This window comes from Mycolicibacterium septicum DSM 44393 (assembly GCF_000455325.1).
Lineage (GTDB): Bacteria > Actinomycetota > Actinomycetes > Mycobacteriales > Mycobacteriaceae > Mycobacterium > Mycobacterium septicum.
Genome location: NZ_HG322953.1, coordinates 70,625 through 96,812, shown reverse-complemented (window position 1 = coordinate 96,812; position 26,188 = coordinate 70,625). Strand labels below are relative to the sequence as shown.

Sequence of the window (26,188 nt, the reverse complement as noted above, 5' to 3'; positions counted from 1 at the left end):
TCTATGGGAGAAAACTAGCTTCTCATCTAGAGAGAATCAATGTCTGAGGCTGTTGACGAGGAGATTTAGCCAGGTCACCACGCAATCTGGCCGGTTCTTGTTGACCATCGACACAAAAGATGGAAACCTCTTAGTCGGAAATGAGAACCTGATTCTCACCAACGAGAGTCAGCCATGGTTCATCGAGAGGAGAGCCGCCCCGTGCGCCTGCCCCCGTTACCCGCCGAGGAGTGGGACGACGACGTGCGACGAGCACTGTCGGTCATGCTTCCGGAGGAGCGGCTCAATCCCGAGGGTGCGGGAACCGCGCTGTCGACCCTGGCCCGCCACCCCGCGCTGACCAAGGCGTTCCTGCGCTTCAGCAATCATCTGCTGTTCCGCTCGACATTGGATCCGCAGATGCGGGAGCTTGCCATCCTGCGGATCGCCCACCGCAAGAAGTGCGAATACGAGTGGGCGCACCACGCATTCATCGGCAAGTCCGAGGGCCTCACGGATGAGCAGATCGCGAGTAGCACGAGCGGCGAAGGCTCCACCCCTCTCGACCAGTTGGTGCTCGACTCCGTCGACGAGCTCGACGGGCAATCGGAGATCTCGGACGGCACCTGGGCCGCCCTGAGCGAGCACCTCGACGAGCGCCAGCGCATGGACCTCGTCTTCACAATCGGCGGCTACGGCCTCATGGCCATGGCCTACAACACCTTTGGAATTGCGCCGGAATCCGGCCACTGACTCAAGAAGAAAGTAGAGGTAGATGATGGCGTTCTTCCCGAAGCCGGATGCCGGCAGCTGGACCGAGAACTGGCCCGAACTGGGCACCGGCCCGGTCAACTACGAGGATTCGATCGATCCCGAGCAGTGGAAACTGGAGCAGCAGGCCATCTTCCGCAAGACCTGGCTCCAGATGGGCCGGGTGGAGTTGATTCCCAAGAAGGGCCGATACATCACCCGTGAGCTGCCGTCGGTCGGCCCCGGCACCTCGATCATCATCGTCAACGACGGCGAGCAGATCCGCGCGTTCTACAACCTGTGCCGCCACCGCGGCAACAAGCTGGTCTGGAACGACTACCCGGGCGAAGAGGTCTCCGGCAGCTGCCGACAGTTCGTCTGCAAGTACCACGCCTGGCGTTACGACCTCAAGGGCGACCTGACGTTCATCCAGCAGGAGCAGGAGTTCTTCGACGTCGACAAGGCCGACTACCCGCTCAAGCCCGTGCGCTGCGAGGTGTGGGAGGGCTTCATCTTCGTCAACTTCGACGACGACGCGGTGTCGCTCGAGGAGTACCTGGGTGAGTTCGCCGAGGGCCTCAAGGGATATCCGTTCCACGAGATGACCGAGCACTACAGCTACCGCTCGGAGATCAAGGCCAACTGGAAGCTGTTCATCGACGCGTTCGTCGAGTTCTACCACGCGCCGATCCTGCACATGAAGCAGGCGGAGAAGGAGGAGGCCGAGAAGCTGGCCAAGTTCGGCTTCGAGGCGCTGCACTACGACATCAAGGGCGATCACTCGATGATCTCGTCCTGGGGTGGCATGAGCCCGCCGAAGGACCTCAAGATGGTCAAGCCCATCGAGCGCATCCTGCACAGTGGCCTGTTCGGGCCGTGGGACCGCCCCGACATCAAGGGCATCCTGCCCGACGAGTTGCCGCCGGCGATCAACCCCGGCCGGCATGCGACGTGGGGCCAGGACTCGTTCGAGTTCTTCCCGAACTTCACCCTGCTCTTCTGGGCGCCGGGCTGGTACCTGACCTACAACTACTGGCCAACCGGTGTGGACAGCCACATCTTCGAGGCCGACCTGTACTTCGTGCCGCCGAAGAACCTGCGCGAACGGCTGTCCCAGGAACTGGCCGCGGTGACGTTCAAGGAGTACGCGTTCCAGGACGCCAACACCCTGGAAGCCACCCAGACGCAGATCGGCACCCGGGCCGTGCTCGACTTCCCGCTGTGCGACCAGGAGATCCTGCTGCGCCACCTGCACCACACCGCTCACAATTACGTCGACCGGTACAAAGAAGCCAAGGCCAACGGGAATGGTTCGACGAACGGCAATCACGCCGCCCCGAGTGCGAAGGCCGCAGAAAAGGATGCCGCAAATGTCTAAGTTGCCTGAAGAATTCGCCGACCTGGAGCGGTTCAGCGACTGGTGCCTGCCCACCGAGGAGGAGCGCTATCAGAAGCGCCTCAACTCGACGATGGACGAGATGCAAGAACTCTACGACGCAGGCATGGAGCGCCTCGAAGACATCATGGTCTACGTCGATGCCCGCTTCCCGCTGGCGAGCATGCCGGACGACGCCAAGGCGCTGGTGCACCTCGGTCAATCCGTCGTCATGGTGAGCTTCCCGATCGAGGTGTGGAAGCAACCGCGAGTGCTCGACAGCGGCGCGGCCTACATCAACCTCATCAAGGAGCCGGTGGTCTGATCGTGCTGACCCTCAAAGCTGCGGGTCTGGTCGACGTCGATGCCGGGACGATCATTCGTCCCGGCATTGTCCGTGTCGACGGGGACCGGATCATCGCCGTCGGAGACGGCAAATCAGACCCCGTCATAGGTCCTGACGACGAAGTCATCGATCTGGGCGACTCCATCCTGCTGCCCGGCCTCATGGACATGGAAGTCAACCTGTTGATGGGCGGCCGCGGTGAGAACCCCGGCCTGTCCCAGGTGCAGGACGATCCCCCGACCCGCGTGCTGCGCGCAGTGGGCAACGCCCGCCGCACCCTGCGCGCCGGCTTCACCACCGTGCGCAACCTCGGGTTGTTCGTCAAGACCGGCGGCTACCTGCTCGACGTCGCCCTGGGCAAGGCCATCGATGCGGGGTGGATCGACGGTCCGCGCATCATCCCCGCCGGTCACGCCATCACGCCCACCGGCGGGCACCTGGATCCGACGATGTTCGCGGCATTCATGCCGGGCGTGCTGGAGCTGACCATCGAGGAAGGTATCGCCAACGGGGTCGATGAGATCCGCAAGGCGGTGCGCTATCAGATCAAGCACGGGGCCCAGCTGATCAAGGTGTGCTGCTCGGGCGGCGTCATGTCACTCACCGGTGAGGCCGGGGCACAACATTATTCGGACGAGGAACTGCGCGTCATCGTCGACGAGGCGCACCGGCGCGGGCTGCGCGTCGCGGCCCACACCCACGGCGCCGAGGCGGTCAAACATGCCGTGGACTGCGGCATCGACTGCATCGAGCACGGATTCCTGATGGACGACGAGGCCATCCAGAAGCTAGTCGACAACGACCGGTTCCTGGTCACCACCCGCCGGCTGGCCCAGGCCATGGATGTCTCGAAGGCACCGAAGGTGCTGCAGGACAAGGCAGCCGAGATGTTTCCCAAGGCCGAGACCTCCATCAAGGCGGCGTACGAGGCCGGGGTGAAGATCGCTGTGGGTACCGACGCGCCGGCCATCCCGCACGGCAAGAACGCCGACGAACTCGTCACGCTGGTCGAGTGGGGCATGCCGCCGGCCGCGGTGCTGCGGTCAGCCACCACGATCGCCGCCGATCTGATCAACGTCACCGACCGGGGCAGGCTGGCAGAAGGGCTGCTCGCCGACATCATCGCGGTGCCGGGCAATCCACTCGAGGACATCACCGTTACACAACATGTGGATTTTGTAATGAAAGGCGGTAAGGTCTTCCGCAATGAGCACATCAACTGATTCCCCGACGCGGACCGAGGATCTGATCGAGATCCAGCAGGTGCTCGCCAAATACGCGGTGACCATCACCCAGGGCGACATCGACGGTCTGATCAGTGTTTTCACCCCCGACGGCACCTACAGCGCATTCGGCGAGACCTACACGCTCAATCGGTTCCCGGTACTGGTGGACGCCGCGCCCAAGGGCCTGTTCATGACCGGTACCGCCCTGATCGACCTGGTCGAAGGGGCCGATACCGCGTCAGGCACTCAGCCGTTGTGCTTCATCGAGCACTCCAAGCACGACATGCGCATCGGCTATTACCGCGACACCTACGAGCGGACCGCCGAGGGCTGGCGATTGAAGACCCGCGCGATGACCTTCATCCGGCGTAGTGGCGATCACGACCACGGCCGGCCGCACGCGATCGGCAGGCCGGAAGCCGGATGAGCGATCTATTCGAACCAGCGGCTTTCCGCACGGCGCTGCAGGATTGGCTCGCCGAGAATGACCTGACGCCACCCGATGACCATTCGCTGGAAGGTCATATGCGTCAGTTCGCCCGCGTGCAGAAGGCGCTCTACGACGGTGGCTGGAGCCGCTACGGCTGGCCCGAGCACGCCGGCGGCCTGGGTGGTCCGGAGATGCTGCGCGCCATCGTCGGCGAGGAGGTCGTGGGCCGCAGGCTGGCCGAACCCGGCCCCTACTCGATGCTGGAAGTGCTGGCGCCGACGATGATCGACTACGCGCCCAAGGAACTGGCCGCCGAGATGGTGCCGAAACTGCTGTCCGGCGAAGAGCAATGGTGCCAAGGGTTCTCCGAACCCGGCTCGGGCAGCGACCTGGCATCTCTGACCACCCGCGCCGTACAGCGCGGTGACAAATGGGTCATCAACGGGCAGAAGGTATGGACCAGCTTCGCGCAGTACTCGCACCGGTGCATCCTGCTGACCCGCACCGGCGATGCGGACACCCCCAACCACCAGGCGATCACCGCGTTCTTCGTCGACACCGACTCCCCCGGCGTCACGGTCCGGCCGTTGCGCACCATGCACGATGTCGATGAGTTCTGCGAGGTGTACTTCGACGATGTCGAGGTCGACGCGAGCCGCATGCTCGGCAAGCCCGGCGACGGCTGGCAGCTGGCGATGGACCTGCTGCCCTACGAGCGTTCGACGTGCTTCTGGCAGCGCATCGCCTACCTGTACTCGCGGTTCGACGCGCTCGTCGAAGCGGTGAAACGGCAAGGGCAGGTGGTGGATCCGGACCTCGGAGACGTCTACCTGGCCCTGCACACGCTGCGCTGCCGTTCGGCGGCAACCCAGCACCGGCTGGCCAAGGGCCACAAGCTCGGACCCGACACCTCGATCGACAAGGTGCTGCTGGCGACTGCCGAACAACTGCTCTACGACACCGCGCGCAATCTGATGCCCGGCGTCATCGAACTCGAAGACTCCGAATGGCGCACCGAGTACCTGTATTCGCGCGCGTCGACAATCTACGGCGGCACGGCCGAAGTGCAACGCAACATCATCGCGCGTCGCCTGCTGGACCTCGGGAAGGAGTGAGGCGTGACCGATTTGGATACCGAATCACTCGGCCTGCTCGAAGACACCCTGCGCAAGACCATGCTGTCGGCCTCGGGAGCCAAGCTGGACGCCGCGCTGGCCGAACTCGGCTGGGCCGAGATGCTGTCCGACATGCCAGAGGTGGCCATGCCTCTGGTGTTCCGCCTGCTGGGCGAAACAGGTTCGCACGCCTCGATTCTCAACGATGTACTGCTTGAGACCATCGGCGGCCTGCCCGGCGGTACGCCGCCGATGCCCTATGCCGGTGGCATCTGGGTGGTGTGGGAACGCGAAGATCAGCCGTCCGGCGCCAACCAGACGATGGGCGGCCTGCCGCTGCGTGAAGTGCCCGACGGCCAGTTGCTGCGGGTATCGGAGGCGCGCCGCGCGCTGGGCTGGTGGCTGGTCGGCTCGGCCCGCGGAATGCTGGCCCTGGCCCGACAGCACGCACTGGACCGGGTCCAGTTCGGCAAGCCGATCTCGTCCTTCCAGGCCGTGCGGCACCGGCTGGCCGAGACACTCGTGGCCATCGAAGGTGCCGAGGCGACACTGAGCCTGCCCAGCGCGGACAACGTCGACCTGAACTCGCTGCTGGCCAAGGCCGCCGCGGGCAAAGCCGCGCTGACCGCCGCCAAGCACTGCCAGCAGGTACTCGGCGGCATCGGGTTCACCGAGGAGCATGAGCTGCACAATCATGTGAAGCGGGTTCTCGTGCTCGACGGGTTGCTCGGCAGCTCAAGGGAACTCACCCGCAAGGCCGGCGCCGGTCTGCGGGCCCGCGGGACCGTGCCGCGGCTGGCCCAGCTGTAGCGTTTCTCTGCCGAGTGGTCCCCCGCAAGCTGGGGACCACTCGCGCTAGGGAGTGACCGGTTCGGCGAAGACTGTCGCCGTCGAACGGCCACGCAACACCGTCGAACCGCGCACCACCCAGTGCTGCCCTTCGTCGGCATCGGCATGGGCCAGCGCGCTTCCCGAGCACAACACCGTCGACTCGCGGTCCTTGGCGTGGTCGGCCAGCCGCGCCGCCTCGTTGACCGCGTCGCCGATCACTGTGTACTCGTAGCGGTTCTCGGCGCCGATGTTCCCCGCGAACACGGAGCCGCACGATATGCCGACACCGAACTCCACATCCGGTAGCTCGTGCAGCCGCGGCACCAGCGCCCGTGCGGTGGCCAGCGCCGAGGACGCCGGGTTGTCCAACCGTAACGGCGCACCGAAGACGGCCAGCACGGCATCGCCCTCGAACTTGTTGATCAGGCCGTGATGGCGCTCGACCGTGTCCACGACGATCTTGAAGAATCCGTTCAGCAGCTGCGCCACCTCCTGCGGGGGACGCGAGGCACCCAACGCCGTCGAGCCGACCAGGTCGACATAGAGCACTGCGGCCTCCCGCACATCGCCGGTGACCGCCGCACCCTGCTCCAGGGCATGGCGGGCCACGTCGACGCCGACATACCGGCCGAACAGGTCGCGCAACCGGTTCCGCTCGGCCAGGCCGGCCAGCATCCGGTTGAATCCGTACTGGAGCCGGCCGATCTCGGAGGACTCATACACCTTGACCGAGACACCCGACCAGCCTCTTTCGACGGCTTTCATGGCCAGCACGACTTCTCCGATCGGGTCGGAGACGGACCGCGCAACCAGAAACATCGACCGCAGACCGAAGATCAGCGAGACGATGGCCAGCACGAGCACCGCGGCCTCGACCGGCGCCGTCTTCTGCACGAACCAGCCGTTGGAGCGGGCCAGCACGATCAACGCTATTCCCAATATGGGCAGCCCACTGAACAGCGTCCAGATGGTGATCAGGCGGGCCAGCACACCGGGCATCCGGACGAGCGTCGCCGAGGACGCAGTCAACGACGCCGCCACGATCGGCCGCAACATCCGTTGTGTCACCAGGAATCCCATACAGGCGGCCGCTATGCCGCCGAAGAGGATCGCACCCCCCATCACATACGCGACACCTCCCCCGGCATCGAGGTTGATGAGGGTGTACACCACGGCGCTCACCGCCCACGTGGTGAACTGGATGATGGTCTGACGCGGCGCGATTCGCATCGCGGCGCGCTGCTGTTGCGGCGTCGGGTTCTCGCCCGCGGCATACCATTTGAAGGTCGGATGGACGTTGACCCAGCCGACGATGGTGTCGACGATCGCCGCCGCGACCATCAGGGCGATCAGCGCGACCAGGTTCGCCTGGGTCATCAGCTGGCGCGCATCACCGACGGTGTTGCGGCTCAGTGCGAGCACCACGAGCGTCACCGCCGCCGCGGCCGTGGTCTGCGCATAGATCTGCCTGGCCGCGTAACTCACGCTGAGCCGGATCGCCCCCATCTTCAGAGGCCCAGGCCTACTTGATGTTCTGCTTCATTCCGTCGATATCCATCAGCACCGGCCATCCGCTGACGCTAAGCGCATTGCCGTGCCCGGTCTGGTGAATATCGAACACCGATTGGATCGCGGCGTAGAAGCCCTGTACGTCGAGGGTCTGATTGACGGCGCGCTTGGCCTGACGGAGCGCGAACGCCGGCATCTGCGCGATCTGCGCGGCCAGCTCGGCAGTCTGGGCGTCGAGTTCGGCACGCGGCACCACTCGGTTGACCATGCCGGTGCGCTCGGCCTCTTCAGCGGTCAATGCCCGGCCGGTGAACAGGATCTCCTTGGCCTTGCGGGCACCGAGCTCCCAGGTGTGGCCGTGGTATTCGACGCCGCCGATGCCCATCAGGGCCACCGGATCGGAGAACAGCGCATCGTCCGCGGCCAGGATCAGGTCGCACGGCCAGCAGAGCAGAAGGCCGCCCGAGATGCAGCGTCCCTGTACCGCCGCGATCGACGGCTTGGGCACATTGCGCCACCGCAGCGTGTACTCCAGATAGCGGCGCGACTCGTGCTCGATGAGGAACTCCAGCGTGATCTTGTCGGGCACCGGCCCACCGCCGCGCAGGTCATGTCCCGCGGAGAAGTGCTTGCCATTGGCCCGCAGCACGATCACCTTGACGTCGCGGTCATCGGCAGCCCTGGTCCACGCGGCGTCGAGCTCATCGAGCAGTTCCGGGTTCTGCGCATTGGCCGCTTCGGGCCGGTTGAGCGTGATCGTGGCGATCGAATCGGCAACGTCGTAGTCGATGTACACGTATTTCCTTCTGTCCACAGCTGCCACACGACAGCCGCCTCCGCGACCGCGGCAGCCACCCCGCAAACAGCACCCCGGGCGGCGCCAGATTTGATGTGAAACCCTTCTTCTGAAAGGACTTCTATAATTCCCTTCATGAGAATACTATTCTCACAGTACGAAAGTTACAATCTCCGACACGTTGGCCGCGAGGGGGTCTGGCACCACAATGGCAAGGCGTTCTCCGGTACAGTCAGTTCATGTTCTCCCCACTCGACAAGCGTCGGAGCCGCCAGTGACTACCGCTGGCGAAGAACCCGCGTGGAAGCAACGAGCTGTCGAGCGGTCGATCAAAACCGCAAAGTTGCGCGCCGCCCAGCGCGTGCAACGCTTCCTGGACGCGGCCCAGGCGATCATCATCGAAAAGGGCAGCACCGACTTCACCGTGCAAGAGGTCGTCGACCGCTCCCGCCAGTCGCTGCGGAGCTTCTACCTGCAGTTCGACGGTAAGCACGAGCTCCTGCTCGCGTTGTTCGAGGACGCATTGAGCCGCTCGGCCGACCAGATCCGGGCCGCCACCTCGACCCAGGGCGAGCCGATCGAGCGGCTCAAGGTCGCCATCCAGCTGCTTTTCGAGTCGTCTCGGCCCGATCCGGCCGCCAAGCGCCCGCTGTTCACCGACTTCGCGCCGCGTTTGCTGGTGTCGCACCCGTCGGAGGTCAAGGTCGCCCACGCACCGCTGCTGGCCCTGCTCACCGAGCTCATGGAAGAGGCATCGGAGGCCGGCCAGCTGCGCACGGGGATCAACCCGCGACGGATGGCCGCGATGACCATGCAGACGGTGATGTTCGTCGCACAGTCCAGCGGCGGCACCGATGAGGCGTCGATCCACCCGATCACCGCCGACGAGGTCTGGGACTTCGTCGCCAACGGATTCGCCGCCAGCTAGCTGAGAATTTCGTTCTCCTAGAGACAGAACTCTCCTTACACTCAAGCGTGTGCCCGATCTCCGGACTCACCGCCATCGCGTCGCGCAATGGGCGACCGGCACCATCGGAACCCACGCGCTGCGCTCGATCATCGAGCACCCGCGCCTGGAACTGAGCGGTGTTCACGTCTTCGGCGCCGGCAAGGTCGGCACCGACGCGGGCGACCTGTGCGGCTTGGCCCCCACCGGCATCACCGCCACCGACCGCATCGAGGCCATCCTCGACTCCGCACCCGACTGTGTGCTCTACATGCCCGCGACCCCCGACATCGAGCAGTTGTGCCGCCTGCTGGTCGCGGGGATCAATGTCGTCAGCACGTGCGGCCAGTTCCACCACCCGGCTTCGATCGAGCCCGAACTGCGCGCGGCCGTCAGCGACGCCTGCGCGCGCGGCAACGCGACGTTGTATGCCACCGGAAGCAGCCCCGGATTCATCACCGAGGCGATACCGCTGGCACTGACCTCGGTGCAGCGCCGGCTGGACCTGCTGGCCATCGACGAGTACGCCGATCTGTCCCAACGCGATTCGCCAGGGCTGTTGTTCGACGTCATGGGATTCGGCGGGCCTCCCGGCCCGTTCGACGAGCGTCGCGCCGCCCACCTGCAGGCCAGTTTCGGTCCGTCGCTGCGCCTGGTGGCCGACGCGATCGGACTGCCACTGGACTCGGTGCACACCGAGGGGCAATGGGCCCTCGCAGCTCACGACACCGCAATCCGGGCCGGACAGCTGAGTGCCGGAACAGTGGCAGCGCAGCGGATCACCGTATCGGGCATGCGCTCGGGGCGCCGGCTACTGAGATTTCAGGCGACCTGGTACTGCTGCACAGAGCTCACCGAGGACTGGGACCTGCGGCCCACTGGGTGGCACCTCACCGTGGACGGCGATGCGCCCCTGGACATCGACGTGCGGATGCCGATTGCGCTCGATCGGATGGCTGCGGTGTCCCCCGGCTATACAGCGAACCGCGCGGTCAACGCGGTGCCCTTCGTCTGCGCCGCTGCGCCGGGGATCCGCTCGACCCTGGACCTGCCGCAGATCGTCGCCGAAATGGGCTCGTGAGAATTTCATTCTTCTAAGCGGAGAGTACAAATTGCCCTAAACGTATCTGTCATTGACACGGCAGGCGCCCCGGTGACAGAGTTGCTGAGCAGGTGCACAGTACTTCACCGAGTATGTCGCAGACACGAAAACAGAACTGGGGTAATCAATGACTGGACGGGTGGAAGGCAAGGTCGCGTTCGTCACCGGGGCGGCCCGCGGCCAGGGACGTAGCCACGCGATACGGCTGGCGCAAGAGGGCGCCGACATCATCGCGATCGACATCTGTGGTCCGATCCGGCCCGGTGTGGAGACCGCCATCCCGGCTTCCACCTCCGATGACCTGGCCGAGACCGCCAACCTCATCAAGGGACTCAACCGCCGCGTCGTCACCGCCGAGGTCGACGTGCGCGACGCCGACGCGATCAAGGCAGCCGTGGACAGCGGCGTCGAGCAGTTGGGCCGCCTCGACATCATCGTTGCCAACGCCGGCATCGGCAACGGCGGCGATGTGCTGCACGAGACCAGCCAGCTCGACTGGGACGAGATGATCGACATCAACCTCTCGGGTGTCTGGAAGTCGGTCAAAGCCGGTGTGCCGCACCTGATCGAAGGCGGCCGCGGCGGCTCGATCATCCTGACCAGCTCGGTCGGCGGCCTCAAGGCCTACCCGCACTGCGGTAACTATGTCGCCGCCAAGCACGGCGTCGTCGGCCTCATGCGCGGGTTCGCCGTGGAGCTGGGCCAGCACAGCATCCGTTGCAACACCGTGCATCCCACGCATGTTGCGACCCCGATGCTGCACAACGACGGCACGTTCAAGATGTTCCGGCCCGACCTGGAGAACCCGGGCCCCGACGATATGGCGCCGATCTGCCAGCTGTTCCACACCCTGCCCATCCCGTGGGTGGAGGCCGTGGACATCAGCAACGCGGTGCTGTTCCTGGCCTCCGACGAGGCGCGTTACATCACCGGCGTCACCCTGCCGGTCGACGCGGGAAGCTGCCTCAAGTAAGTCCGGATCCCTAGCCCGGACCGAGTGTGGCGGCGCCGGGCTGCGGGTGGCGGTACCAGCCACCCGCAGCCCGAGTGCCACCGTCGACGTGAATCGTCTGCCGGCCCGACCCAGCGGGACGGCGTCAGCGATAACCGGCAGCGGCAATGCGAACACGCCATGGTCATTCAGGCCGGGGCGAGACGGGTGACGAGGCCAGATGCAGCGCTGGGTGACCGGAGACCGATCCGGGCTTGAATTCCCGGCCGATCCGGACACGCTCCGCAGTGCCGGCCCGGCCTTCCTGACCACAGCCCTGCATGCTTTCGGTGTGCTCCCCCAAGGCAATCGGATCATGGCGATCACCCGATTCCAGGAATGCCTCGGGGGCAGCACCGGGCGCAAGGTTCTGCTCGATGTCCGTTACGCGGCTCCGGCCGACGGGCTGCCCACCGAACTGTTCGTCAAGTTCTCCCGCGACTTCGACAACTCCCGGCGGGATCGGGGCAAGTCGCAGATGGAGCTCGAGGTGGCGTTCGGGGCGTTGTCGGCCGGTACCCCGCTGCCCGTTACCGTGCCGGTGTGCCTGTTCGCCGACTACCACCGGGGGTCGAGTACCGGGATGCTGCTGACCGAGCGGATCTCTTTCGGCGCCTCCGGGATTGAGCCGCACTACGACAAATGCCTCGACTACCGGATGCCCGATGCTGTCGGTCACTACCGGGCCCTGCTGGCCTCGGTGGCGCGACTGGCCGGTGCGCACCGGTCCGGCTCGCTTCCTGACACGGTGGCCGATGAGTTCCGTTACGACGCGGCCAAAGTGACGGTCGGGGCCCGGATGCACCGCTCCCCCGACGAACTCGCCGAACAGGTCCACCGGCTGACCGCATTCGCGGCACGCTACCCGGCGCTGCTCCCCCCGAGCGTCGGCCGCCCGGAGTTCACCGCCCGCATGCTCGCCGATGTGGGCCGGATCGCGGCGGCCGAGGACGCCGTCATGACCTGGCTGCACGACACCGTGGATCAGGTGGCGCTGTGCCACTGGAACGCCAACGTCGACAACGCCTGGTTCTGGCCTGAACCGGACGGGACGTTGGGATGCGGGTTGATGGACTGGGGCTGCGTCAGCGTGATGAATGTCGCGATGGCCCTGTGGGGTTCGCTGTGCAGCGCCGAGACTGAGATCTGGGAACAGCATCTCGACGGCCTGTTGGCCCACTTCGCCGCCGAGTTTCACGCCGCAGGCGGACCCGTGCTCGACATTGGGAGGCTACGCGCTCAGCTCATGCTGTACGCCGCGGTGATGGGAGTGACTTGGCTCCTCGGTGCGCCTGCCCACCTCGCGGCCGCGCTACCCGATCAGCACGTCGATCGCTTCGACCCGCGGATCGCCGACAACGAGCCGGTGCGGGCCCAGCTGCTGATGCTGAGCAACGTCCTTAACCTCTGGGACACCCAGGATTTCGGTGCGTTGCTCGACGAGTTCCAGCGCCGCTGAGGTTGGCCTCCGTGGCTCGCTCAGCGAGCCGCTTTACGGCGTCCGCCGACTCCGGGTTCGGTGCCGATCACGCCGTCGGTGGCCAGCATGGCGATCTCGTCGTCGGACAGCCCGAGTTCGGCCAGCAGTTCGTGATTGTGCTCGCCGAGCAGCGGTGCCGCCTGCCGGTGCAGCGCGCGTGGCCCGTTGGCCAGCGAGACAGGCAGGGTGCTGTGCGGTGCGGCGTTGTTCACCGGATGCCCGACATGTTCGAAGAAGCGCCGGAACCGCAGCTGCGGCAGCTCCAACTGCCGGTGCGGCTGCATCACCTTGGCGACCGGAACACCGACCGGCCAGAGGGTTTCGACGATCTCGTCACCGGTCCGGGGTAGGCACCAGGCAGCCAGCTCCGCGTCGATCAGGTCGTGCTGAACCCGCCGCCCGTCGGCGGAATCCAACGCCGGATCCATCACCCAATCCGGCTGCCCGATCGCCGCGCGCAGTGCGGCCCACTGGGCGTCGGTGCTCACCGCGATCGCCACCCAACTGTCTGCTCTGCCGAACTCGTCGATCTCGGCACTCTGGTAGATGTTCTGTGGCGCCGCGGCCGGACCGCGGTTGCCGTCGCGCTGCAGCAGCGTGCCGTAGGCCGAGTACTCGATGACCTGTTCGGCGGCGACATTGAGCGCGGCGTCGACCATCGCGGCCTCAACGAGCACTCCCTGTCCCGTGCGGCGACGGTGCTCGAGCGCGAGCATCAGCCCCGACAGCGCGTGCACGCCGGCGTTGGGGTCACCGATCGAATACGGTTCGAACGGAGTGCGATCCGGATAGCCGGTGAGCCAGCTCAGCCCGGAGGCGTCCTCGATGATGTAAGCGAACGCCGGGTTGTCCCGCCACGGCCCGTCCAAACCGAAGCCGGGCATGCGCACCATGATGATGTCCTCGCGCAGCTCCCGCAGTGAGTCGAAGTCGAGCCCGATCTGCTCGATCACCCTCGGGGTGAAGTTCTCCACCACGACGTCGCAGGTGGCGATCAGCCGGCGCAACAGGTCCCGGCCCTGCTCGGTCTGGAAATCCAGGGTCAGGCTCTTCTTGTTCGTGTTGAGCGCGCTGAAGATAGGCGAGCGCTCCCACCACTGCTCCACGGTCGCCGGGATCCCGGCGATCAACCGGGTGCCGTCCGGCCGCGGGGTCGACTCCAGATGGATCACCTCGGCGCCCAGCATGCCCAGCGGATGGGTGCACGACGGCCCGGCCCAGAACGTGGTCATGTCGAGCACACGTAACCCGCTGAACGGCAGCCGATCCCCGCCGGGCATACCGACCGGCTCAGCGCGCGGCGTCAGGTCCGCGGCCGCTACGTCTGCGGTGTGCTCGCCGAGGCGGGGAGCCGGCGCCGCTTCACGCAACGCAGCACCTGACAACCGGTAGGGCGCGGCGGGCTGGGTGAATCCGCGCTGCGGATTGCGGATGAATGCCTGCCGCTGCACGAAATGGTCCATGGCCGTAACGTTCTCACCGTTGCCGACCGGCGAGTTGGGAATCCGGAACGCCGACGCCAAATCTCGTACGTCGTCCACATTCTGGTTGCGCACCCATGCGTAGAGCTCCTCGGCGTGCAGGTTGGCCTGCTCGGTGATCGTGAGCTCCGAAGCCTCGTCGATCCACTCGTCGTGGCCCGACATCGCACACAGGTCCCACCACTGCTGGGCAGTGCCGCAGCCAAGTGCCACCAAACCGTCGGCCGCTTGCGCGACCCCGGGCACCGTGGGCCTGCGCTCGCTGCGCCACGGGCGGCCCAACATCTCGAAGTAGGTGACCGGGTAGTACGTCAGGCCCAGGACTTGCGCCTCCAGAGCCGACAGGTCCACCAGCTCGCCGTGGCCGTCACGGACTGCCCGCGCCCGGAATGCGAGCGTCATCGCCGCTGCGTACGCACCGGCGAGCCATTCGCCGACCTGTCCGCCGATGGACACCGGCGCCCGGTCCTGCACACCGCGACCGATACCGATCGCGCCACCGGACCACGCCTGCAGGGTGAACTCGGTGGCGGCCCGGCCGCTCCACGGCCCGTCCAACCCGAACGGTGTGATCGTGGTGACGATCAGATGCGGATGCCGGCGAAAGAGGTCCTCGGGTGCGATCGACTGAGCGACAGGCGATTCCGGGGACCAGATCACGGCGTCGGCCGCTGCCACCAGCCGGTCGAGCAGACGCGGTTCGTCGGGATCGACGACCACGCTCCGCTTGCCGCCGGCCAGGAAGGTGAACAGCGCGCCGTCCTCATCCGGGCCGATGCGCGCACCCGACGCCGACCAGCGGCGCAACGGGTCACCCTCGGGGGCTTCGACTTTGATCACGTCGGCGCCCCCATCGGCGAGAATCTTCGTGGCGTACGCCCCGGCGATCCCGCTGGACAGATCGATGACGGTGTAGCCGTCAAGTGGTGAGCTCATGTGTCTATTCGGGTTTCGCCCTGTTCTTCTTGGACAGCCGGAAATCGGGTGGGAACTTGCTGTCGTTGTCGTTGACCGCGGCCGACAGCCCGGAATCGATCGACTCGAACATGTCCAGGTCGTCGTCGCTGTCGTTGGCCACCCCGTTGCCCATCGACTCGAAGAACGCACTCAGCAGGCTGCCCATGTATTCGCCCTGCTGCTGTTTGAAGATCTCGAAGAACATCTTCTGCTGAAAGACGGTGTCCACCGGCCGGTTCCGGGTACAGGCCAGCGCGTACTTCTGCACTTCGTCTTCCAGCTGGTCGCGGGCAACCACCTTGTTCAGGAAGTTGCAGTCGTACATCTCCGCGGCGGTGAACGGACGTCCGGTGAAGACCATCTCCTGGAACTTCCGTAGGCCCATCATCTGGACCCACGTCCACATCCGCGGTCCCCAGCCGTGATACCGGAACGACGGATGCCCGAACAGGGCGTCATCAGACGAGATCACCAGATCGGCGTCCGCGCACTGGTAGAAGTGCCAGCCGTAGCAATAGCCCTTGGCCTCGACGATGCTGATCTTCTTGAAGTCCTGCAAGGCACGGTTGCCGGCCTGGGAATTGGCATACCACGAGCTGATCGTCGCGCCGTTGCGGAACGTGCCCTTGGGCGGGTACGTCACCTCCCCGACCCCGTCATCTTCGAGCCGCAGCTCCGCCAGACGCGCCGCCGGATTGTCGTTGCCCTCCATGAACTCCGGCAGATCTGCCCCGCTGCCCAGGTTGTCCCCGACGCCGCGGATGATCACCACCTTCACGTCGTTGTCGGCATTGGCCGCCCGCAGCACGTCGGCGTAGCGCAGCCGCGCCATCGACGTCGGCGCGTTGAGGAACTCGGGCCGGTTGAACGTGATGGTGGCGATCTTGGTCTTGGGGTCCTTCTCGTAGAGGATGATCTCCTCTGGTTTGGGACGCTCAGGCATGTGCCGCCTCACTGTTCGATGGGGCCTGGGTCAGTACCTCGGGTCCGTCGGCGCCGATGACGACGGCGTCGCGGGTGAACACCGCGCCGACGCCCTGTTCCCAGACATAGCCGGTAACGGCCAGGACCATGCCTTCCTCGAGGAGGTCGGCCTCTGCGGTAGCCCGCAGGTTCGGGGATACCACCGGTGGGTCGAATCCCAATCCGAGCCCGTGCGCCACCGGCATCGCCGGCAGTGGTTCGCCGGCCTGCTCGTACGCGTCCAGCAACGCGCTGGTGGGTTTACCGGCGCGGCAGGCGTCAACCAGCCTGTCCCACAGGTCATCCCGACGTCGGTACAGCGATCGAACCGCATCTGTCGGTTCGCCCACGAACACCGTGCGCGCCACCTCCGCGACGTAGCCGTCCGCGAGCACTCCCGCCGACAGCGCCACCAGATCGCCCTCGCTCACGCGGCCGTCGCCCTGGGCACGTCGCCACGGATGGTCCTTCGAGGTGATCCACGCGGCGTCCTGGGTGGCGGGGGTGCTCACCCCACCGGCGGCCTCGGCCTCCAATATCGCACCGGCCAGGCGTTTCTCGGTAGTTCCAGGAACCAGCTCGGCGACGCCTTTTGCCAGCCCTTCCTCGGCGACGGCCAGTGCCCGTCGCAGCGCCAGGATCTCCTCGGGGGTCTTCACGCGACGCGCGGCCCGCATCGCCTGCTCACCGTCCACCAGCTCGGCATTCGGGAAGGCCATCGGCAGCAGCTTGGCGAAGGTCGGTGTCAGGGCGTCGGTTCCGATGCGCCATGCCGAATCGGCACCCTTGATGTTCTGCAGCACACCGACCAGAGTCATCGGGTTCCACGCGAAGCCGTAGAGATTCTCGTGGGGGATCTCCTCGGGAATGCCCTCGTCCCACGTGCTGTTCAGGTGGATCTCACCCGTGGCGCGGACGAACGTGCAGATCGGCCCGAACGGACGGGTGCCCACCACCCACAACTGCGGGGCGCCGGAGATGTACCGGACGTTGGCCTGCCTGCCCAGTACCAGCGCGTCGAGATCATGGGCCTCCATCTGCGCGATGGCGCGCTCCCGGCGACTGACGCGCAGCGCCCGGCCGTCGGCCGCGATTTCAGTTCCCACGGGACACCTCATAGGGGTCGTACGGATATGCGGTCAGCGGCATCCAGCCGCCCTCGGTGACCACCACGATCTCCTCGCCGCGATAGCCGCCGGTGCCGTCCTCCCAGACCACCGGCTCGAACACCAGCAGCATGCCTTCCGGGAAGACGAAGTTGTCGTCCCATTCCTGGCCGAGATCCGTTCCGATCATGGGCATCTCAGCTGCGCTGGTGCCGATGCCGTGGCCCAGGTAGAAGTGCGGCAACCACGGCTTCTGTCCGCCGGCGGCCGCGGTCGCGGCCCGGCCGAGGTCACCGCAGGTGGCACCGGCCTTGGTCACCGACAGCACCGCATCGACGACGCGGCTCCACTTGTCGAATTGCTTCTGTTGCGCCGGCGTCGGGTCCTGGCCGACGATCCAGGTACGCCCATGGTCGGAGCAGTAGCCGTGGTAGGCGATGGACACGTCGGTCCACAGCACATCGCCGCGCTGCAACTCGCGCTCGGTGGTGAGCAGTGGCAGGGCGAGATCGCCGGTGGTGGTCCAGGTGCCCTCCGCCTTCGACGCGGGCATGGCCTGCCAGATCGAGTCGAACATGTTGGTCGTGGCGCCCAGTTCGAATGTGCGGCGCACGAATTCGGCAGACAGGTCGATCTGCCGCACACCGGGCGCCAGCGACTTGTGGATCTCGGCAATGGCCTCTTCGGTGATCTGACAGGCCCGGCGGATACAGGCGATCTGGTCGATCGTCTTGACGAGCTTCGCAGCACCGACCACCGGGGCGGCATCCACCGGTGCGCTGGGGAACAGCGCGCTGCCGGCCAGCCGCATCGCCCCGGTCAACTCGTCGGTCGCGATCGTCGCGCCGGCGGGTACCAAGCCGGCCAGGATCTGCGCGAATTCCGCTACACCCTCGTCGAATTCGAGATAGACCGGCCCGTGGAGGTGGTCATCGGGCACCCCTGTCTCCATGGCCGCGCCCTCACGGAACGGCAGGAACAGGTGCGGGTGTTCATCGTCGGCCAGCACCACCGCGATCGGCCGCTCGACATGCGACAGCCCCGCGTCGGCCAGCGGCCAGGCGATCCCGGTGGCGTACATGACATTGCTGTTGCCGAGCAGCACGAGCGCATCGACACCCTGGTCGGCCATCGCGGCGTGCAGACGCGCACCCACCTCTCGGCGCATCCGGGCGAGGTCGGGCTCGTCGGGAATGTCGAGCGGGGTGAAGCCCGTTCGGGCGATCTGGGTGACGCCGGAATTGGTCAGAGTACTCATGCCAAGCCCAGGAACTTCTGGATGTTCGTCGACACGATCTTGACGGCGGCCTCGGACCCGACCGCTTCCACCACGGTGGCCAGCGACTTCTCCGAGTACCCGAAGGTGCTCTCGTTGTGCGGGTAGTCGCTGGACCACATCACGTTGTCGACACCGATCTCATCGATCAACCGGAGGCCCAGCGGATCCACCATGAACGAGGCGCTCATGTGATGGTCCCAGTAGTACCGGACCGGGTGTTGCAGTTCGTGATTGAACATGTGCCGGTAGGAGGCGAGCATGTGTTCGGCGTCCTGCAGTGCGGTGGGCACCCAGGCGATCCCGCCCTCGAACCAGCCGACCTTCAGGCTCGGATGCCGATCCAGGATTCCGGAGAACACGTACTTGGCGAACTGCTCGCGGAACGAGTCGACGTTGACCATCATGCCGACCACGACACTGTTGTTCTGACACGGTGTCTTGGGCGGGGTCTCACCGATGTGATGGCTGACCGGCAAGCCGGCGGCTTCGATCTCGTCCCACACCGCGTCCATCTCGGTGCCGCCGTAGTCGTAGATGTTGCCCTCGTCGTCCTTGCCCGGATTCAACGGCAGTAGGAACGTCTTGAGCCCCAGCGATTTCAGCTGCTCGAGGGTGCTGCGAGTACCGGCCGGGTCCCACCAGTTGATCAGCCCGACACCATAGAAGTGGCCATTGCTGCTCTCCTGCAGCTCGGCCATCACCTCGTTGTAGATGCGGAACACCCGCTCGCGGATTCCCTTGTCCGGATAGTGGAACAGGGCGAGCACGGCGTTGGGGAACGCTAGCTCCCTGTCGATACCGTCCTCGGCGAGTTCACGGATGCGGGCCGCGATGTTGTTGGTCGCCGCGCCCGCGAGGTCGTCGTACTGCATGAGCACCCGGCCGAAGTCGCCGCCGGTCCAGGCCTTGCCCTTCATCCCGACCATGTAGGCGCCGTCCTCGTACCAGATCCGCGGGGCGGCACCCTTGAGGTCATCGGGGAAGCGCTCGTAGAAGATGTCGTCGGCGACCGAGATGTGGTTGTCGGCCGAGAAGATCTCGGTTCCCGGCGGCAATCCGGCGAGACCTCCCTTCGTCGCATGTCCACGGCGGTTCTTCGGTGCGCCGAAACCTTCTGGCGGATACAGGGTCTGAGTCAAGGTAGACATCGGTGGTGCTCCAATCGGGCTGTGAAAGGATGTTCCCTTTTTTGGGGGTGTGCTACCAGGTCACGGGAAGTTCGTAGACGCCGTAGGCGAGGCGGTCGTGCTTGAAGGGCACCTCGTCGAGCGGAACGGCCAGGCGCAGGGTCGGGATCCGGCGCAGCAGGGTGTGGAAGACGATCTGCAGTTCGGCGCGCGCGAGCTGCTGACCGACGCACTGGTGGCGGCCGTAGCCGAAGCCCAGTTGCTGGGCGGCGTCGCGGCTGAGGTCGAGTTTGTCGGGCTCCGGGTAGGCCTTGGCGTCCCAGTTGGCCGGGGACAGATCGATGATGACGCCATCACCGGCGCGGATGGTCTCGCCGCTGATCTCGATATCCTCCAGCGCCACCCGGCGCTGGCCGGTCTGGATGATGGACAGATAACGCATCAGTTCCTCGACCGCGTTGGCGATCACCTTCGGATCCTCTGCGTTACGAAGGAAGTCGGCCTGCTCGGGGTTCTCCAGGAGCGCCAGGATGCCGATGCCGATCATGTTGGCGGTGGTCTCGTGGCCGGCGATCAGCAGGCCGGTGCCGAGCTGGGCGGCCTCCTTGACGCTGATCTCGCCGGCGGTCACGCGCTCGGCCAGATCGGACACCGCGTCCTCGGACGGGTTCGCCTGCTTCTCCTCGACCAGGTTGATGAGGTACTGGTGCAGGCTCATCGCGCCCTTCTGCATGGCGTCCGCCGCGGCATAGCGGGCCAGGCCGGCGTTGGCGTGCTCCTGGAAGAACTCGTGGTCTTCGTAAGGGACACCGAGCATCTCGCTGATCACGACAGTGGGCACCGGCAGGGCCAGCTTGGCGACGAGGTCGGCGGGCTGCGGGCCGGCCAGGATCTCGTCGATGCACTCGTCGGTGACCTTCTGGATGGCCGAGCGCAATCCCTCGACGCGACGGAACGTGAACGGCTTGGACAGCATGCGGCGGAACCGGGTGTGCTCCTCGGCATCGGAGGTGAAGACCGAGCGCGGACGCTTGTCGACGGTGGAGAGCATGTGCTCGTTCCAGTGCGGGAAGCCTTCGATCCGGTCGTCCACACTGATCCGGGAGTCGGAGAACAGCGTGCGGGCCTCCTCGTGGCCGGTGATCAGCCACGGGGTGCTGCCGTTCCAGATCTTCACGCGGAACAGGCCTTTGGGGTTGCCCAGCATGGGCGGCGGCGGCGCGAACGGGCACCGCACATCGCGCTCCATCGGGTATTCGGGGATGTCGACTTCGGTCAGCGTCTCAGACATGTGGTGGTTCCGTTCCTCAAGTCAGTCTTGAATCTCGATGGCCAGGGCTGGGCAGGCCGCCGCGGCGCGGCGGGCGTTGTCGGTTTGGTCCGGATCGGGTTCGGGTTCCAGCAGGACGACGACACCGTCTTCGTCGCGCTGGTCGAACACCTCGCTGGCGTTGAGCACGCACTGCCCCGACGAGACGCACTTGTCCTGGTCGACCGTGACTTTCATATGAGGTCGCTTTCTTGAGTGACCGGCGCCATCCACAGGCCGACGATCGCATCGATCAATCCCGACGCAGCGCCCTGCCAGGACGCTCGCGGCACGTTGCCGCCCTGCGCCATCGCCCGTTCACGGTCGGCGCAGCTGTGCATCAACAGATTGCGCGCCATGATGTTGCGTTCCGCGCGAACCTCGGCGGGCAGTTCCGGCAGGCAGTTGTTCATCCCCTCGATGACCTGCACCAGCGACTCCGAACTGAGAGCGTCGCGGACCACGATGTTGTGGTAGGCCGGATCGGTCATCACCTGAGCGGCGAACCTGGCGTACCAGGTCGGGTTGCCCAGCGCCGTGAGGTGGTCGGTGAGCGGCTGCACCAGGCAGGAAACCCAGTCCCGGAGCCCGGACGAAGCACCGGTGTCGGCCACCATCTGCTCGCGCAGGCACTCGATCGGACCACGGTGCTTGTGTTCGATCGCGCGGACCAGGTCGGTCTTGGTGCCGAAGTGGTAGCCGACCGCGGCGTTGTTGCCCTGACCGGCCGCCTCGCTCACCTGACGGTTGGACACCGCGAACACTCCGTGTTCGGCGTAGAGGCGCTCAGCCGCCTTGAGGATCGCCTCCTGGGTAATGCTCGCCCGATCGGCGCGGGCGGTCCGGTTGGCTGCTGTCACCGTTACAGTCAACGCCCCTCCTGTAATTAAGTCAAGCACTTGATTTAAACAAATCCAAGGCCGGACGACGCTGGACATATTCGCTGGAAAACCGGGGTTTCCAGCGTCACGCCCCCGGTCAACGGCCCAGGTCAGGCCTGGGGCTTGGGCTTCCGGACGATGACCTTGCCCGCGACGGTGCCCCCGTCGATCGGCAACACGGTTCCCGTCACGTACCGCGACCGGTCGGTCGCGAAGTACAGCGCGGCCTCGGCCACGTCCTCGACCGTGCCTTCGCGCTTGAGCGGGCGGTCGTTGCGCATCTGGGCCCGGATCCCTGCCTCGAACTCTTCGATGCGCTCGCGCTCCTCGGGCGAGGCCGACTTGGCCACGATCGCCGTGCGGATGTTGCCCGGAGCGATGGCGTTGACCCGGATCTCGTAATGGGCCAGCTCGATCGCCGCACACTTGGTGAACTGGATGACCGCGGCCTTGGACGCGCGATACGTCATCACCCCGCCGCCGGCCTGGATGCCGCCGATCGAGGTGAGGTTGAGAATCGAACCTCCGCCGTGTTCGGCCATGTATCGCGCGGCATCGCGGGTACCGGCCATCACGCCGAGCACGTTGACGCCCATGACCTTGGTGAAGTCGGCGAGATCGTCGTCGAGGAAGCGACGGTGCATGGTGCCCGAGACCCCCGCGTTGTTGACCATGACATCCAGGGCCCCGAAGGTGTCCACCGCGGCCGACACCAGCCGACCCACCTGTTCGACGTCGCCGACGTCGGTGAACAGGAACCGGGCGTTCTCCCCCAGTTCGTCGGCCAGCGCCTTGCCGTGGTCCTCGTCGACGTCACCGATCATCACCTTGGCGCCCTCGGCGGCGAACCGCCGCACCAATCCCTCACCGAGACCCGACGCACCGCCGGTGACGACCGTGACTTTTCCGGCCAGCTCGTTACTCATGAAACCTCTTTCAGGAATTCCAGCAGCACCGCGATGAGCGCGGCGGGCTGTTCGATCTGCGGACAGTGCCCGGCACCGGGAATCACCGCACTGCGGGCACCGGCGATCTGGCCGGCGATTTCGGCGGCCCAACCGGACGGCAGCAGCTTGTCACGATCCCCCTCGATGATCATGGTCGGCACACCGATGCGCTCATACGCCCGCTGCGCCGACGGCATTGCCGGTGCGTCCAGGCCGGGCCGCCGAAACCGGGCCGCGGCCAAGGATTCCCAGGCTCCCGGCGCGATGCTCGACTCGTACCGCCGCTGGACATAGGCCTCGTCGGCCGGATAGGCCGGATCGGCGAACAGTGCGGTGACGATGCGTCGCATCCCGTCCAGCGTGGCGTCGTAGTCGTACAACGCCGCCGAATGTTCGTTGCGCTGGATCTCCCCTCCCCCGCAGATCGCGGTGAGCGATCGCACTGGGAGCCGCGGCGCATCCGAGGTGGTGTCGACCAGCAGGTTGATCGCCCCCATCGAGTTACCGACGAAATGGGCCTCAGTAACCCCGAGTTCGGCGCAGAACCGGGCGATGTGCCGAATCCGCATGCCCCGGCCGTCGTTGAAATCGATGACCTTGGCGCTCTCGCCGAAACCCAGCATGTCCGGGGCCAGCACCCGGTAGTGCTCGGCGAGCGCGTCGATGGCGCGCTCCCAACCCAATTCGGCACTGACGCCGAACTCGCCGCCGTGCAACAGGACGACGGGATCACCCTGGCCGGCTTCGAGGTAGCCGGTGGTCAGACCGTCGACGTCGATGGCCTTCCGTGCGAACGTGCGCTGAGCCGTCACTGCGCGGCTCCGCCTGCCTGGCCGAACGTGAGCAGCTGGGTGGCCAGCATCTCGAGTTGACCGCGCACCGTACCGTCGGCCAGTTCGCCTGTCTCAGCCCAGATCTTGTCCGCGGAGTTGATCGCCACGCCCAGCGGGGTGGGCCAGGCCCGCAACGCGTGACCGATGGACCGCAGCTGGCCCAGTGTGCCGACCGCGGCCTGCCAGCCGTAGGCGCAACCGATGCAGCCCCACGGGGTGTTGTCCAGGTAGACCCGCGGGTCCTCCCGCAGATCCTCGATGTAGTCCAACGCGTTCTTGACCAGACCGGAGATCGCACCGTGATAGCCCGGCGAGCCCACCACCACGGCGTCGGCGTCACGGAGCGCGGAGACGAACTCCAGGGCCGCGGGCGTGCGCTCCAACGAATGCGGCGCATACATCGGCAGTTCCAGGTCAGGCCCGGCGAACATCCGGGTCCTGCCGCCCTGCCGTTCCACGGACTCCAGGCAGTACCGGACGGCGCGCTCGGTCGAAGAGTCGGCGCGCAGGGTGCCGCCGAGCCCGACCACGAACGGCACCTTCTCAGTTGACGTCATCTTTCCTCACTTGATCGCAATGGGATTCACCGGCGAACCGACGGCACCGGTGACGCGCAGCGGCGGGGCGATGAGCTGGAACTCGTAGACGCCGTCGGCCGCGCAGTCGGCCGCCAGTGCGCCGAGGTCCCAGTACTCACCGAGCATCAGGCCCATGTCCCGCAGACACAGCATGTGCATCGGCAGGAATGTGCCCTCGACACCGTTGGCCGGGTCGGGGTCCTCGACCATCAGGTTGTCCGCCGCCACAGCCGCCACCTGGTGATCGTGCAGCCACGACGCGCAACGCCAATCCAGTCCCGATCCCGGCTCTGTTCCGTCGCCGTTCGCCAAAAATCTTGTCCACCAACCGGTGTGCACCACCACGATGTCGCCGGGCGTGACGGTAACTCCCTGCGCCCTGGCCACCTCGTCGAGCTCGGCCGGCGTGATCGGATTGCCCGGTTCCAGGAACTGCTCGGCCCCGCGGTGACGGACGACATCCAGCAGTACGCCGCGAGAGGTGATGCCCTTGCCGTCCACTTTGTCGATACCGCAGTGGAAGGCACCGAAGCTGGTGACCGAATCCGCCGGGAATCCGTTGTAGAGCTTGTCCTCGTAGTAGACGTGCGACAACGCATCCCACTGGGTGGCGGCCTGTAGCGGCATCACGATCATGTCGTCGTTGAAGCGGAACGGGTTGTCCACGAAGAACTCGCTGACCTCGTGAGCCACCGAGTTGCGCAGCCACTGCGGACCGTACTGCGCCAGGGTGTTGGCGTCGCCGCCGTCCACGGTCATCACATGGGTCGGGTTCTGCCGGAACTGGAACGCCCCCTGCGGGCCGGCCGAGGAGAAGTCCCCGCCGAGCGCGAACACCTTGCCCTGGGTGACCAGTGACGCGCCCTGCGCGACCTTGTCGGGGGTGATCAGGTTGAGCGTGCCCAGTTCGTCGGCATCGCCCCAGCGGCCCCAGTTGCGCACATCGTCGGCGACCTTGCGAAAGTCGCTCATCGTCCCGGCCAAGCTCAGCTCCTCTGCACCGAGTCGTCGGCGGTGTCGCCGACCGTTCCGTCTACAGCATCGACCAGAGCCGCCTCCCGCTGGGCCAGAATGCCGCCATCGGCCCAGATCACCTGCCCGGTCACGTAACTGGCTGCCGGGCTGCCCAGGAACGCCAGCAGCGACGCCTGTTCTGCGGCCTCGGAGTTACGGCCCAGCGGGGTGGTGAACGAATCGAGATACCGCTGGCCGTAGGCCGAGCGCAGCTGGTCGAGGATGGGGGTGTCGGTGACGCCCGGCCCCGTGCAGTTGATCCGGATACCGCGGGCACCGAGTTCGGTGGCCCGCCACATCCCGTAGAGAATCATCGCCTCCTTGGACAACCGGTAGCCACCGTCGGCCAGAGCCTCGGGATGGTCGGCGCACCACCGCAGCCCTTCGTCGACCGATCGCGTCCGGATCAACCCGGCTGTGGTGCCACGGTTTTCGCGGTAGCCCGACGCCGCCAGCGAGGACACCGAGGTGATCGATCCGCCCGCCGCGATGCGTTGTTCCACCGCCTCGGTGAACTGTCTCGTTCCCAGGAAGTTGATGCGCACCACGAGCAGTGGATTGCCGATACCGGAGGACACGCCGGCCACGTTGAACAGGGCGTCCACCGGCCCGTCGACCGCGCCGGCGGCACGGTCGACGGACTCCGGGTCCGCCAGGTCGAGTTCGATGAACTCATCGGGCAGGTGATCGGGTGGCCGGATGTCCAGGCCCGTCACCCGGGCGCCGAGCTCACCCAACGCACGGGTGACCTCGGCGCCGATGCCCGACCCGCAGCCGGTGACCACGACGTGTTTGCCGTCGTAGCGCACCAACTCGTCGAGTGCGGTCACGATCGCC

26 protein-coding genes and 1 pseudogene are annotated in these 26,188 nt (G+C 66.1%); 11 read left to right on the top strand and 16 right to left on the bottom strand.

What is annotated here, in order from left to right:
• Nucleotides 1-201 precede the first annotated feature (201 nt).
• From TX88_RS27400 to TX88_RS27370, 7 genes are read left to right on the top strand one after another with little or no spacing between them, the layout of a single operon-like run.
• Nucleotides 202-732 (top strand): carboxymuconolactone decarboxylase family protein, encoded by a 531-nt coding sequence (locus TX88_RS27400; protein ID WP_044522274.1) that lies wholly within the window; start codon nt 202-204, stop codon nt 730-732.
• 25 nt (nt 733-757) lie between these two features.
• Nucleotides 758-2,107: an aromatic ring-hydroxylating oxygenase subunit alpha gene (locus tag TX88_RS27395; protein ID WP_044524114.1), complete on the top strand. Its 1,350-nt coding sequence runs from the start codon at nt 758-760 to the stop codon at nt 2,105-2,107.
• Nucleotides 2,100-2,429: a hypothetical protein gene (locus TX88_RS27390; RefSeq protein WP_044522272.1), complete on the top strand. Its 330-nt coding sequence runs from the start codon at nt 2,100-2,102 to the stop codon at nt 2,427-2,429. Before TX88_RS27395 ends, TX88_RS27390 begins: the two co-directional genes overlap by 8 nt.
• A 2-nt stretch (nt 2,430-2,431) precedes the next feature.
• The gene (locus TX88_RS27385) at nt 2,432-3,673 is read left to right on the top strand and encodes a metal-dependent hydrolase family protein (RefSeq protein ID WP_044522270.1); all 1,242 of its coding nucleotides are present in this window, start codon (nt 2,432-2,434) and stop codon (nt 3,671-3,673) included.
• Entirely contained in the window at nt 3,657-4,103 is a 447-nt protein-coding gene (locus TX88_RS27380; protein ID WP_019344217.1) for a nuclear transport factor 2 family protein, read from the top strand. The genes TX88_RS27385 and TX88_RS27380 overlap by 17 nt, the downstream gene beginning before the upstream one ends.
• Nucleotides 4,100-5,221, top strand: coding sequence for an acyl-CoA dehydrogenase family protein (locus TX88_RS27375; protein ID WP_044522268.1), 1,122 nt, complete (start codon nt 4,100-4,102; stop codon nt 5,219-5,221). The genes TX88_RS27380 and TX88_RS27375 overlap by 4 nt, the downstream gene beginning before the upstream one ends.
• Before the next feature lie 60 nt (nt 5,222-5,281).
• Complete coding sequence (locus TX88_RS27370) at nt 5,282-6,031, top strand: acyl-CoA dehydrogenase family protein (protein ID WP_244438716.1); 750 nt, start codon at nt 5,282-5,284, stop codon at nt 6,029-6,031.
• Between the two features lie 45 nt (nt 6,032-6,076).
• Here the strand turns inward: TX88_RS27370 and TX88_RS27365 are convergent, their stop codons facing one another.
• Nucleotides 6,077-7,558, bottom strand: coding sequence for an adenylate/guanylate cyclase domain-containing protein (locus TX88_RS27365; RefSeq protein ID WP_049925453.1), 1,482 nt, complete (start codon nt 7,556-7,558; stop codon nt 6,077-6,079).
• A 16-nt stretch (nt 7,559-7,574) separates the two neighbouring features.
• Nucleotides 7,575-8,357 (bottom strand): enoyl-CoA hydratase, encoded by a 783-nt coding sequence (locus TX88_RS27360; RefSeq protein WP_044522267.1) that lies wholly within the window; start codon nt 8,355-8,357, stop codon nt 7,575-7,577.
• Between the two features lie 208 nt (nt 8,358-8,565).
• Here TX88_RS27360 and TX88_RS27355 point away from each other — a divergent pair, with 208 nt between their 5' ends.
• The 3 genes from TX88_RS27355 to TX88_RS27345 all read left to right on the top strand — a co-directional run bounded on the left by TX88_RS27355 (nt 8,566) and on the right by TX88_RS27345 (nt 11,378).
• A complete protein-coding gene (locus TX88_RS27355; protein ID WP_084622191.1) occupies nt 8,566-9,285 on the top strand; it encodes a TetR/AcrR family transcriptional regulator in 720 nt (239 codons plus the stop codon).
• A 49-nt stretch (nt 9,286-9,334) separates the two neighbouring features.
• On the top strand, nt 9,335-10,384 hold the full coding sequence (locus TX88_RS27350) for an NAD(P)H-dependent amine dehydrogenase family protein (protein ID WP_044522262.1): 1,050 nt from the start codon (nt 9,335-9,337) through the stop codon (nt 10,382-10,384).
• A gap of 148 nt (nt 10,385-10,532) precedes the next feature.
• The gene (locus tag TX88_RS27345) at nt 10,533-11,378 is read left to right on the top strand and encodes a mycofactocin-coupled SDR family oxidoreductase (protein WP_044522260.1); all 846 of its coding nucleotides are present in this window, start codon (nt 10,533-10,535) and stop codon (nt 11,376-11,378) included.
• Nucleotides 11,379-11,388: 10 nt separating this feature from the next.
• On the opposite strand, the pseudogene TX88_RS35405 reads toward TX88_RS27345, so the two are convergent.
• A pseudogene (locus TX88_RS35405) lies at nt 11,389-11,478 on the bottom strand (oxidoreductase); the annotation flags it as partial.
• A 99-nt stretch (nt 11,479-11,577) separates the two neighbouring features.
• Between TX88_RS35405 and TX88_RS27340 the strand changes: the two are divergent.
• Entirely contained in the window at nt 11,578-12,855 is a 1,278-nt protein-coding gene (locus TX88_RS27340; protein WP_044522259.1) for a hypothetical protein, read from the top strand.
• A gap of 20 nt (nt 12,856-12,875) precedes the next feature.
• Here the strand turns inward: TX88_RS27340 and TX88_RS27335 are convergent, their stop codons facing one another.
• From TX88_RS27335 to TX88_RS27275, 13 genes are read right to left on the bottom strand one after another with little or no spacing between them, the layout of a single operon-like run.
• On the bottom strand, nt 12,876-15,293 hold the full coding sequence (locus TX88_RS27335) for a CaiB/BaiF CoA transferase family protein (RefSeq protein ID WP_044522257.1): 2,418 nt from the start codon (nt 15,291-15,293) through the stop codon (nt 12,876-12,878).
• A 4-nt stretch (nt 15,294-15,297) separates the two neighbouring features.
• Nucleotides 15,298-16,257 (bottom strand): enoyl-CoA hydratase/isomerase family protein, encoded by a 960-nt coding sequence (locus tag TX88_RS27330; RefSeq protein ID WP_044522255.1) that lies wholly within the window; start codon nt 16,255-16,257, stop codon nt 15,298-15,300.
• Nucleotides 16,250-17,383 (bottom strand): M24 family metallopeptidase, encoded by a 1,134-nt coding sequence (locus TX88_RS27325; protein ID WP_044522252.1) that lies wholly within the window; start codon nt 17,381-17,383, stop codon nt 16,250-16,252. The genes TX88_RS27330 and TX88_RS27325 overlap by 8 nt, the downstream gene beginning before the upstream one ends.
• Entirely contained in the window at nt 17,373-18,641 is a 1,269-nt protein-coding gene (locus TX88_RS27320; protein ID WP_044522248.1) for a M24 family metallopeptidase, read from the bottom strand. The genes TX88_RS27325 and TX88_RS27320 overlap by 11 nt, the downstream gene beginning before the upstream one ends.
• Nucleotides 18,638-19,810, bottom strand: a complete 1,173-nt coding sequence (locus tag TX88_RS27315) for an amidohydrolase family protein (RefSeq protein WP_044522245.1) — start codon at nt 19,808-19,810, stop codon at nt 18,638-18,640. Before TX88_RS27315 ends, TX88_RS27320 begins: the two co-directional genes overlap by 4 nt.
• 52 nt (nt 19,811-19,862) lie before the next feature.
• Nucleotides 19,863-21,080 carry a cytochrome P450 gene (locus tag TX88_RS27310; RefSeq protein WP_044522243.1) on the bottom strand — a complete coding sequence of 406 codons (1,218 nt, stop codon included), beginning with the start codon at nt 21,078-21,080 and terminating at the stop codon, nt 19,863-19,865.
• Nucleotides 21,081-21,101: 21 nt separating this feature from the next.
• The gene (locus tag TX88_RS27305; protein WP_044522241.1) at nt 21,102-21,296 is read right to left on the bottom strand and encodes a ferredoxin; all 195 of its coding nucleotides are present in this window, start codon (nt 21,294-21,296) and stop codon (nt 21,102-21,104) included.
• Complete coding sequence (locus TX88_RS27300) at nt 21,293-22,036, bottom strand: TetR/AcrR family transcriptional regulator (RefSeq protein WP_244438687.1); 744 nt, start codon at nt 22,034-22,036, stop codon at nt 21,293-21,295. The genes TX88_RS27305 and TX88_RS27300 overlap by 4 nt, the downstream gene beginning before the upstream one ends.
• Before the next feature lie 53 nt (nt 22,037-22,089).
• Nucleotides 22,090-22,905, bottom strand: a complete 816-nt coding sequence (locus tag TX88_RS27295; RefSeq protein ID WP_044522239.1) for an SDR family NAD(P)-dependent oxidoreductase — start codon at nt 22,903-22,905, stop codon at nt 22,090-22,092.
• Nucleotides 22,902-23,738: an alpha/beta fold hydrolase gene (locus TX88_RS27290; RefSeq protein WP_044522238.1), complete on the bottom strand. Its 837-nt coding sequence runs from the start codon at nt 23,736-23,738 to the stop codon at nt 22,902-22,904. The genes TX88_RS27295 and TX88_RS27290 overlap by 4 nt, the downstream gene beginning before the upstream one ends.
• Nucleotides 23,735-24,316 (bottom strand): NADPH-dependent FMN reductase, encoded by a 582-nt coding sequence (locus TX88_RS27285; protein WP_044522235.1) that lies wholly within the window; start codon nt 24,314-24,316, stop codon nt 23,735-23,737. Before TX88_RS27285 ends, TX88_RS27290 begins: the two co-directional genes overlap by 4 nt.
• A 6-nt stretch (nt 24,317-24,322) precedes the next feature.
• On the bottom strand, nt 24,323-25,309 hold the full coding sequence (locus TX88_RS27280; RefSeq protein WP_110918245.1) for a cyclase family protein: 987 nt from the start codon (nt 25,307-25,309) through the stop codon (nt 24,323-24,325).
• Nucleotides 25,310-25,323: 14 nt separating this feature from the next.
• A complete protein-coding gene (locus TX88_RS27275; protein WP_044522229.1) occupies nt 25,324-26,181 on the bottom strand; it encodes a coniferyl-alcohol dehydrogenase in 858 nt (285 codons plus the stop codon).
• Nucleotides 26,182-26,188 lie beyond the last annotated feature (7 nt).

Excerpts from the sequence above, each read along its gene's own strand:
- TX88_RS27315 (WP_044522245.1), bottom strand. The coding sequence starts at position 19,810 with ATGTCTACCTTGACTCAGACCCTGTATCCGCCAGAAGGTTTCGGCGCA.
- TX88_RS27395 (WP_044524114.1), top strand. The coding sequence starts at position 758 with ATGGCGTTCTTCCCGAAGCCGGATGCCGGCAGCTGGACCGAGAACTGG.
- TX88_RS27370 (WP_244438716.1), top strand. The coding sequence starts at position 5,282 with ATGCTGTCGGCCTCGGGAGCCAAGCTGGACGCCGCGCTGGCCGAACTC.
- TX88_RS27355 (WP_084622191.1), top strand. The coding sequence starts at position 8,566 with ATGGCAAGGCGTTCTCCGGTACAGTCAGTTCATGTTCTCCCCACTCGA.
- TX88_RS27390 (WP_044522272.1), top strand. The coding sequence starts at position 2,100 with ATGTCTAAGTTGCCTGAAGAATTCGCCGACCTGGAGCGGTTCAGCGAC.
- TX88_RS27330 (WP_044522255.1), bottom strand. The coding sequence starts at position 16,257 with ATGCCTGAGCGTCCCAAACCAGAGGAGATCATCCTCTACGAGAAGGAC.
- TX88_RS27285 (WP_044522235.1), bottom strand. The coding sequence starts at position 24,316 with ATGACGTCAACTGAGAAGGTGCCGTTCGTGGTCGGGCTCGGCGGCACC.
- TX88_RS27340 (WP_044522259.1), top strand. The coding sequence starts at position 11,578 with ATGCAGCGCTGGGTGACCGGAGACCGATCCGGGCTTGAATTCCCGGCC.
- TX88_RS27375 (WP_044522268.1), top strand. The coding sequence starts at position 4,100 with ATGAGCGATCTATTCGAACCAGCGGCTTTCCGCACGGCGCTGCAGGAT.
- TX88_RS27310 (WP_044522243.1), bottom strand. The coding sequence starts at position 21,080 with ATGTCTGAGACGCTGACCGAAGTCGACATCCCCGAATACCCGATGGAG.
- TX88_RS27335 (WP_044522257.1), bottom strand. The coding sequence starts at position 15,293 with ATGAGCTCACCACTTGACGGCTACACCGTCATCGATCTGTCCAGCGGG.
- TX88_RS27365 (WP_049925453.1), bottom strand. The coding sequence starts at position 7,558 with ATGGGGGCGATCCGGCTCAGCGTGAGTTACGCGGCCAGGCAGATCTAT.
- TX88_RS27345 (WP_044522260.1), top strand. The coding sequence starts at position 10,533 with ATGACTGGACGGGTGGAAGGCAAGGTCGCGTTCGTCACCGGGGCGGCC.
- TX88_RS27300 (WP_244438687.1), bottom strand. The coding sequence starts at position 22,036 with ATGTCCAGCGTCGTCCGGCCTTGGATTTGTTTAAATCAAGTGCTTGAC.
- TX88_RS27320 (WP_044522248.1), bottom strand. The coding sequence starts at position 18,641 with ATGAGTACTCTGACCAATTCCGGCGTCACCCAGATCGCCCGAACGGGC.
- TX88_RS27280 (WP_110918245.1), bottom strand. The coding sequence starts at position 25,309 with ATGAGCGACTTTCGCAAGGTCGCCGACGATGTGCGCAACTGGGGCCGC.
- TX88_RS27305 (WP_044522241.1), bottom strand. The coding sequence starts at position 21,296 with ATGAAAGTCACGGTCGACCAGGACAAGTGCGTCTCGTCGGGGCAGTGC.
- TX88_RS27295 (WP_044522239.1), bottom strand. The coding sequence starts at position 22,905 with ATGAGTAACGAGCTGGCCGGAAAAGTCACGGTCGTCACCGGCGGTGCG.
- TX88_RS27380 (WP_019344217.1), top strand. The coding sequence starts at position 3,657 with ATGAGCACATCAACTGATTCCCCGACGCGGACCGAGGATCTGATCGAG.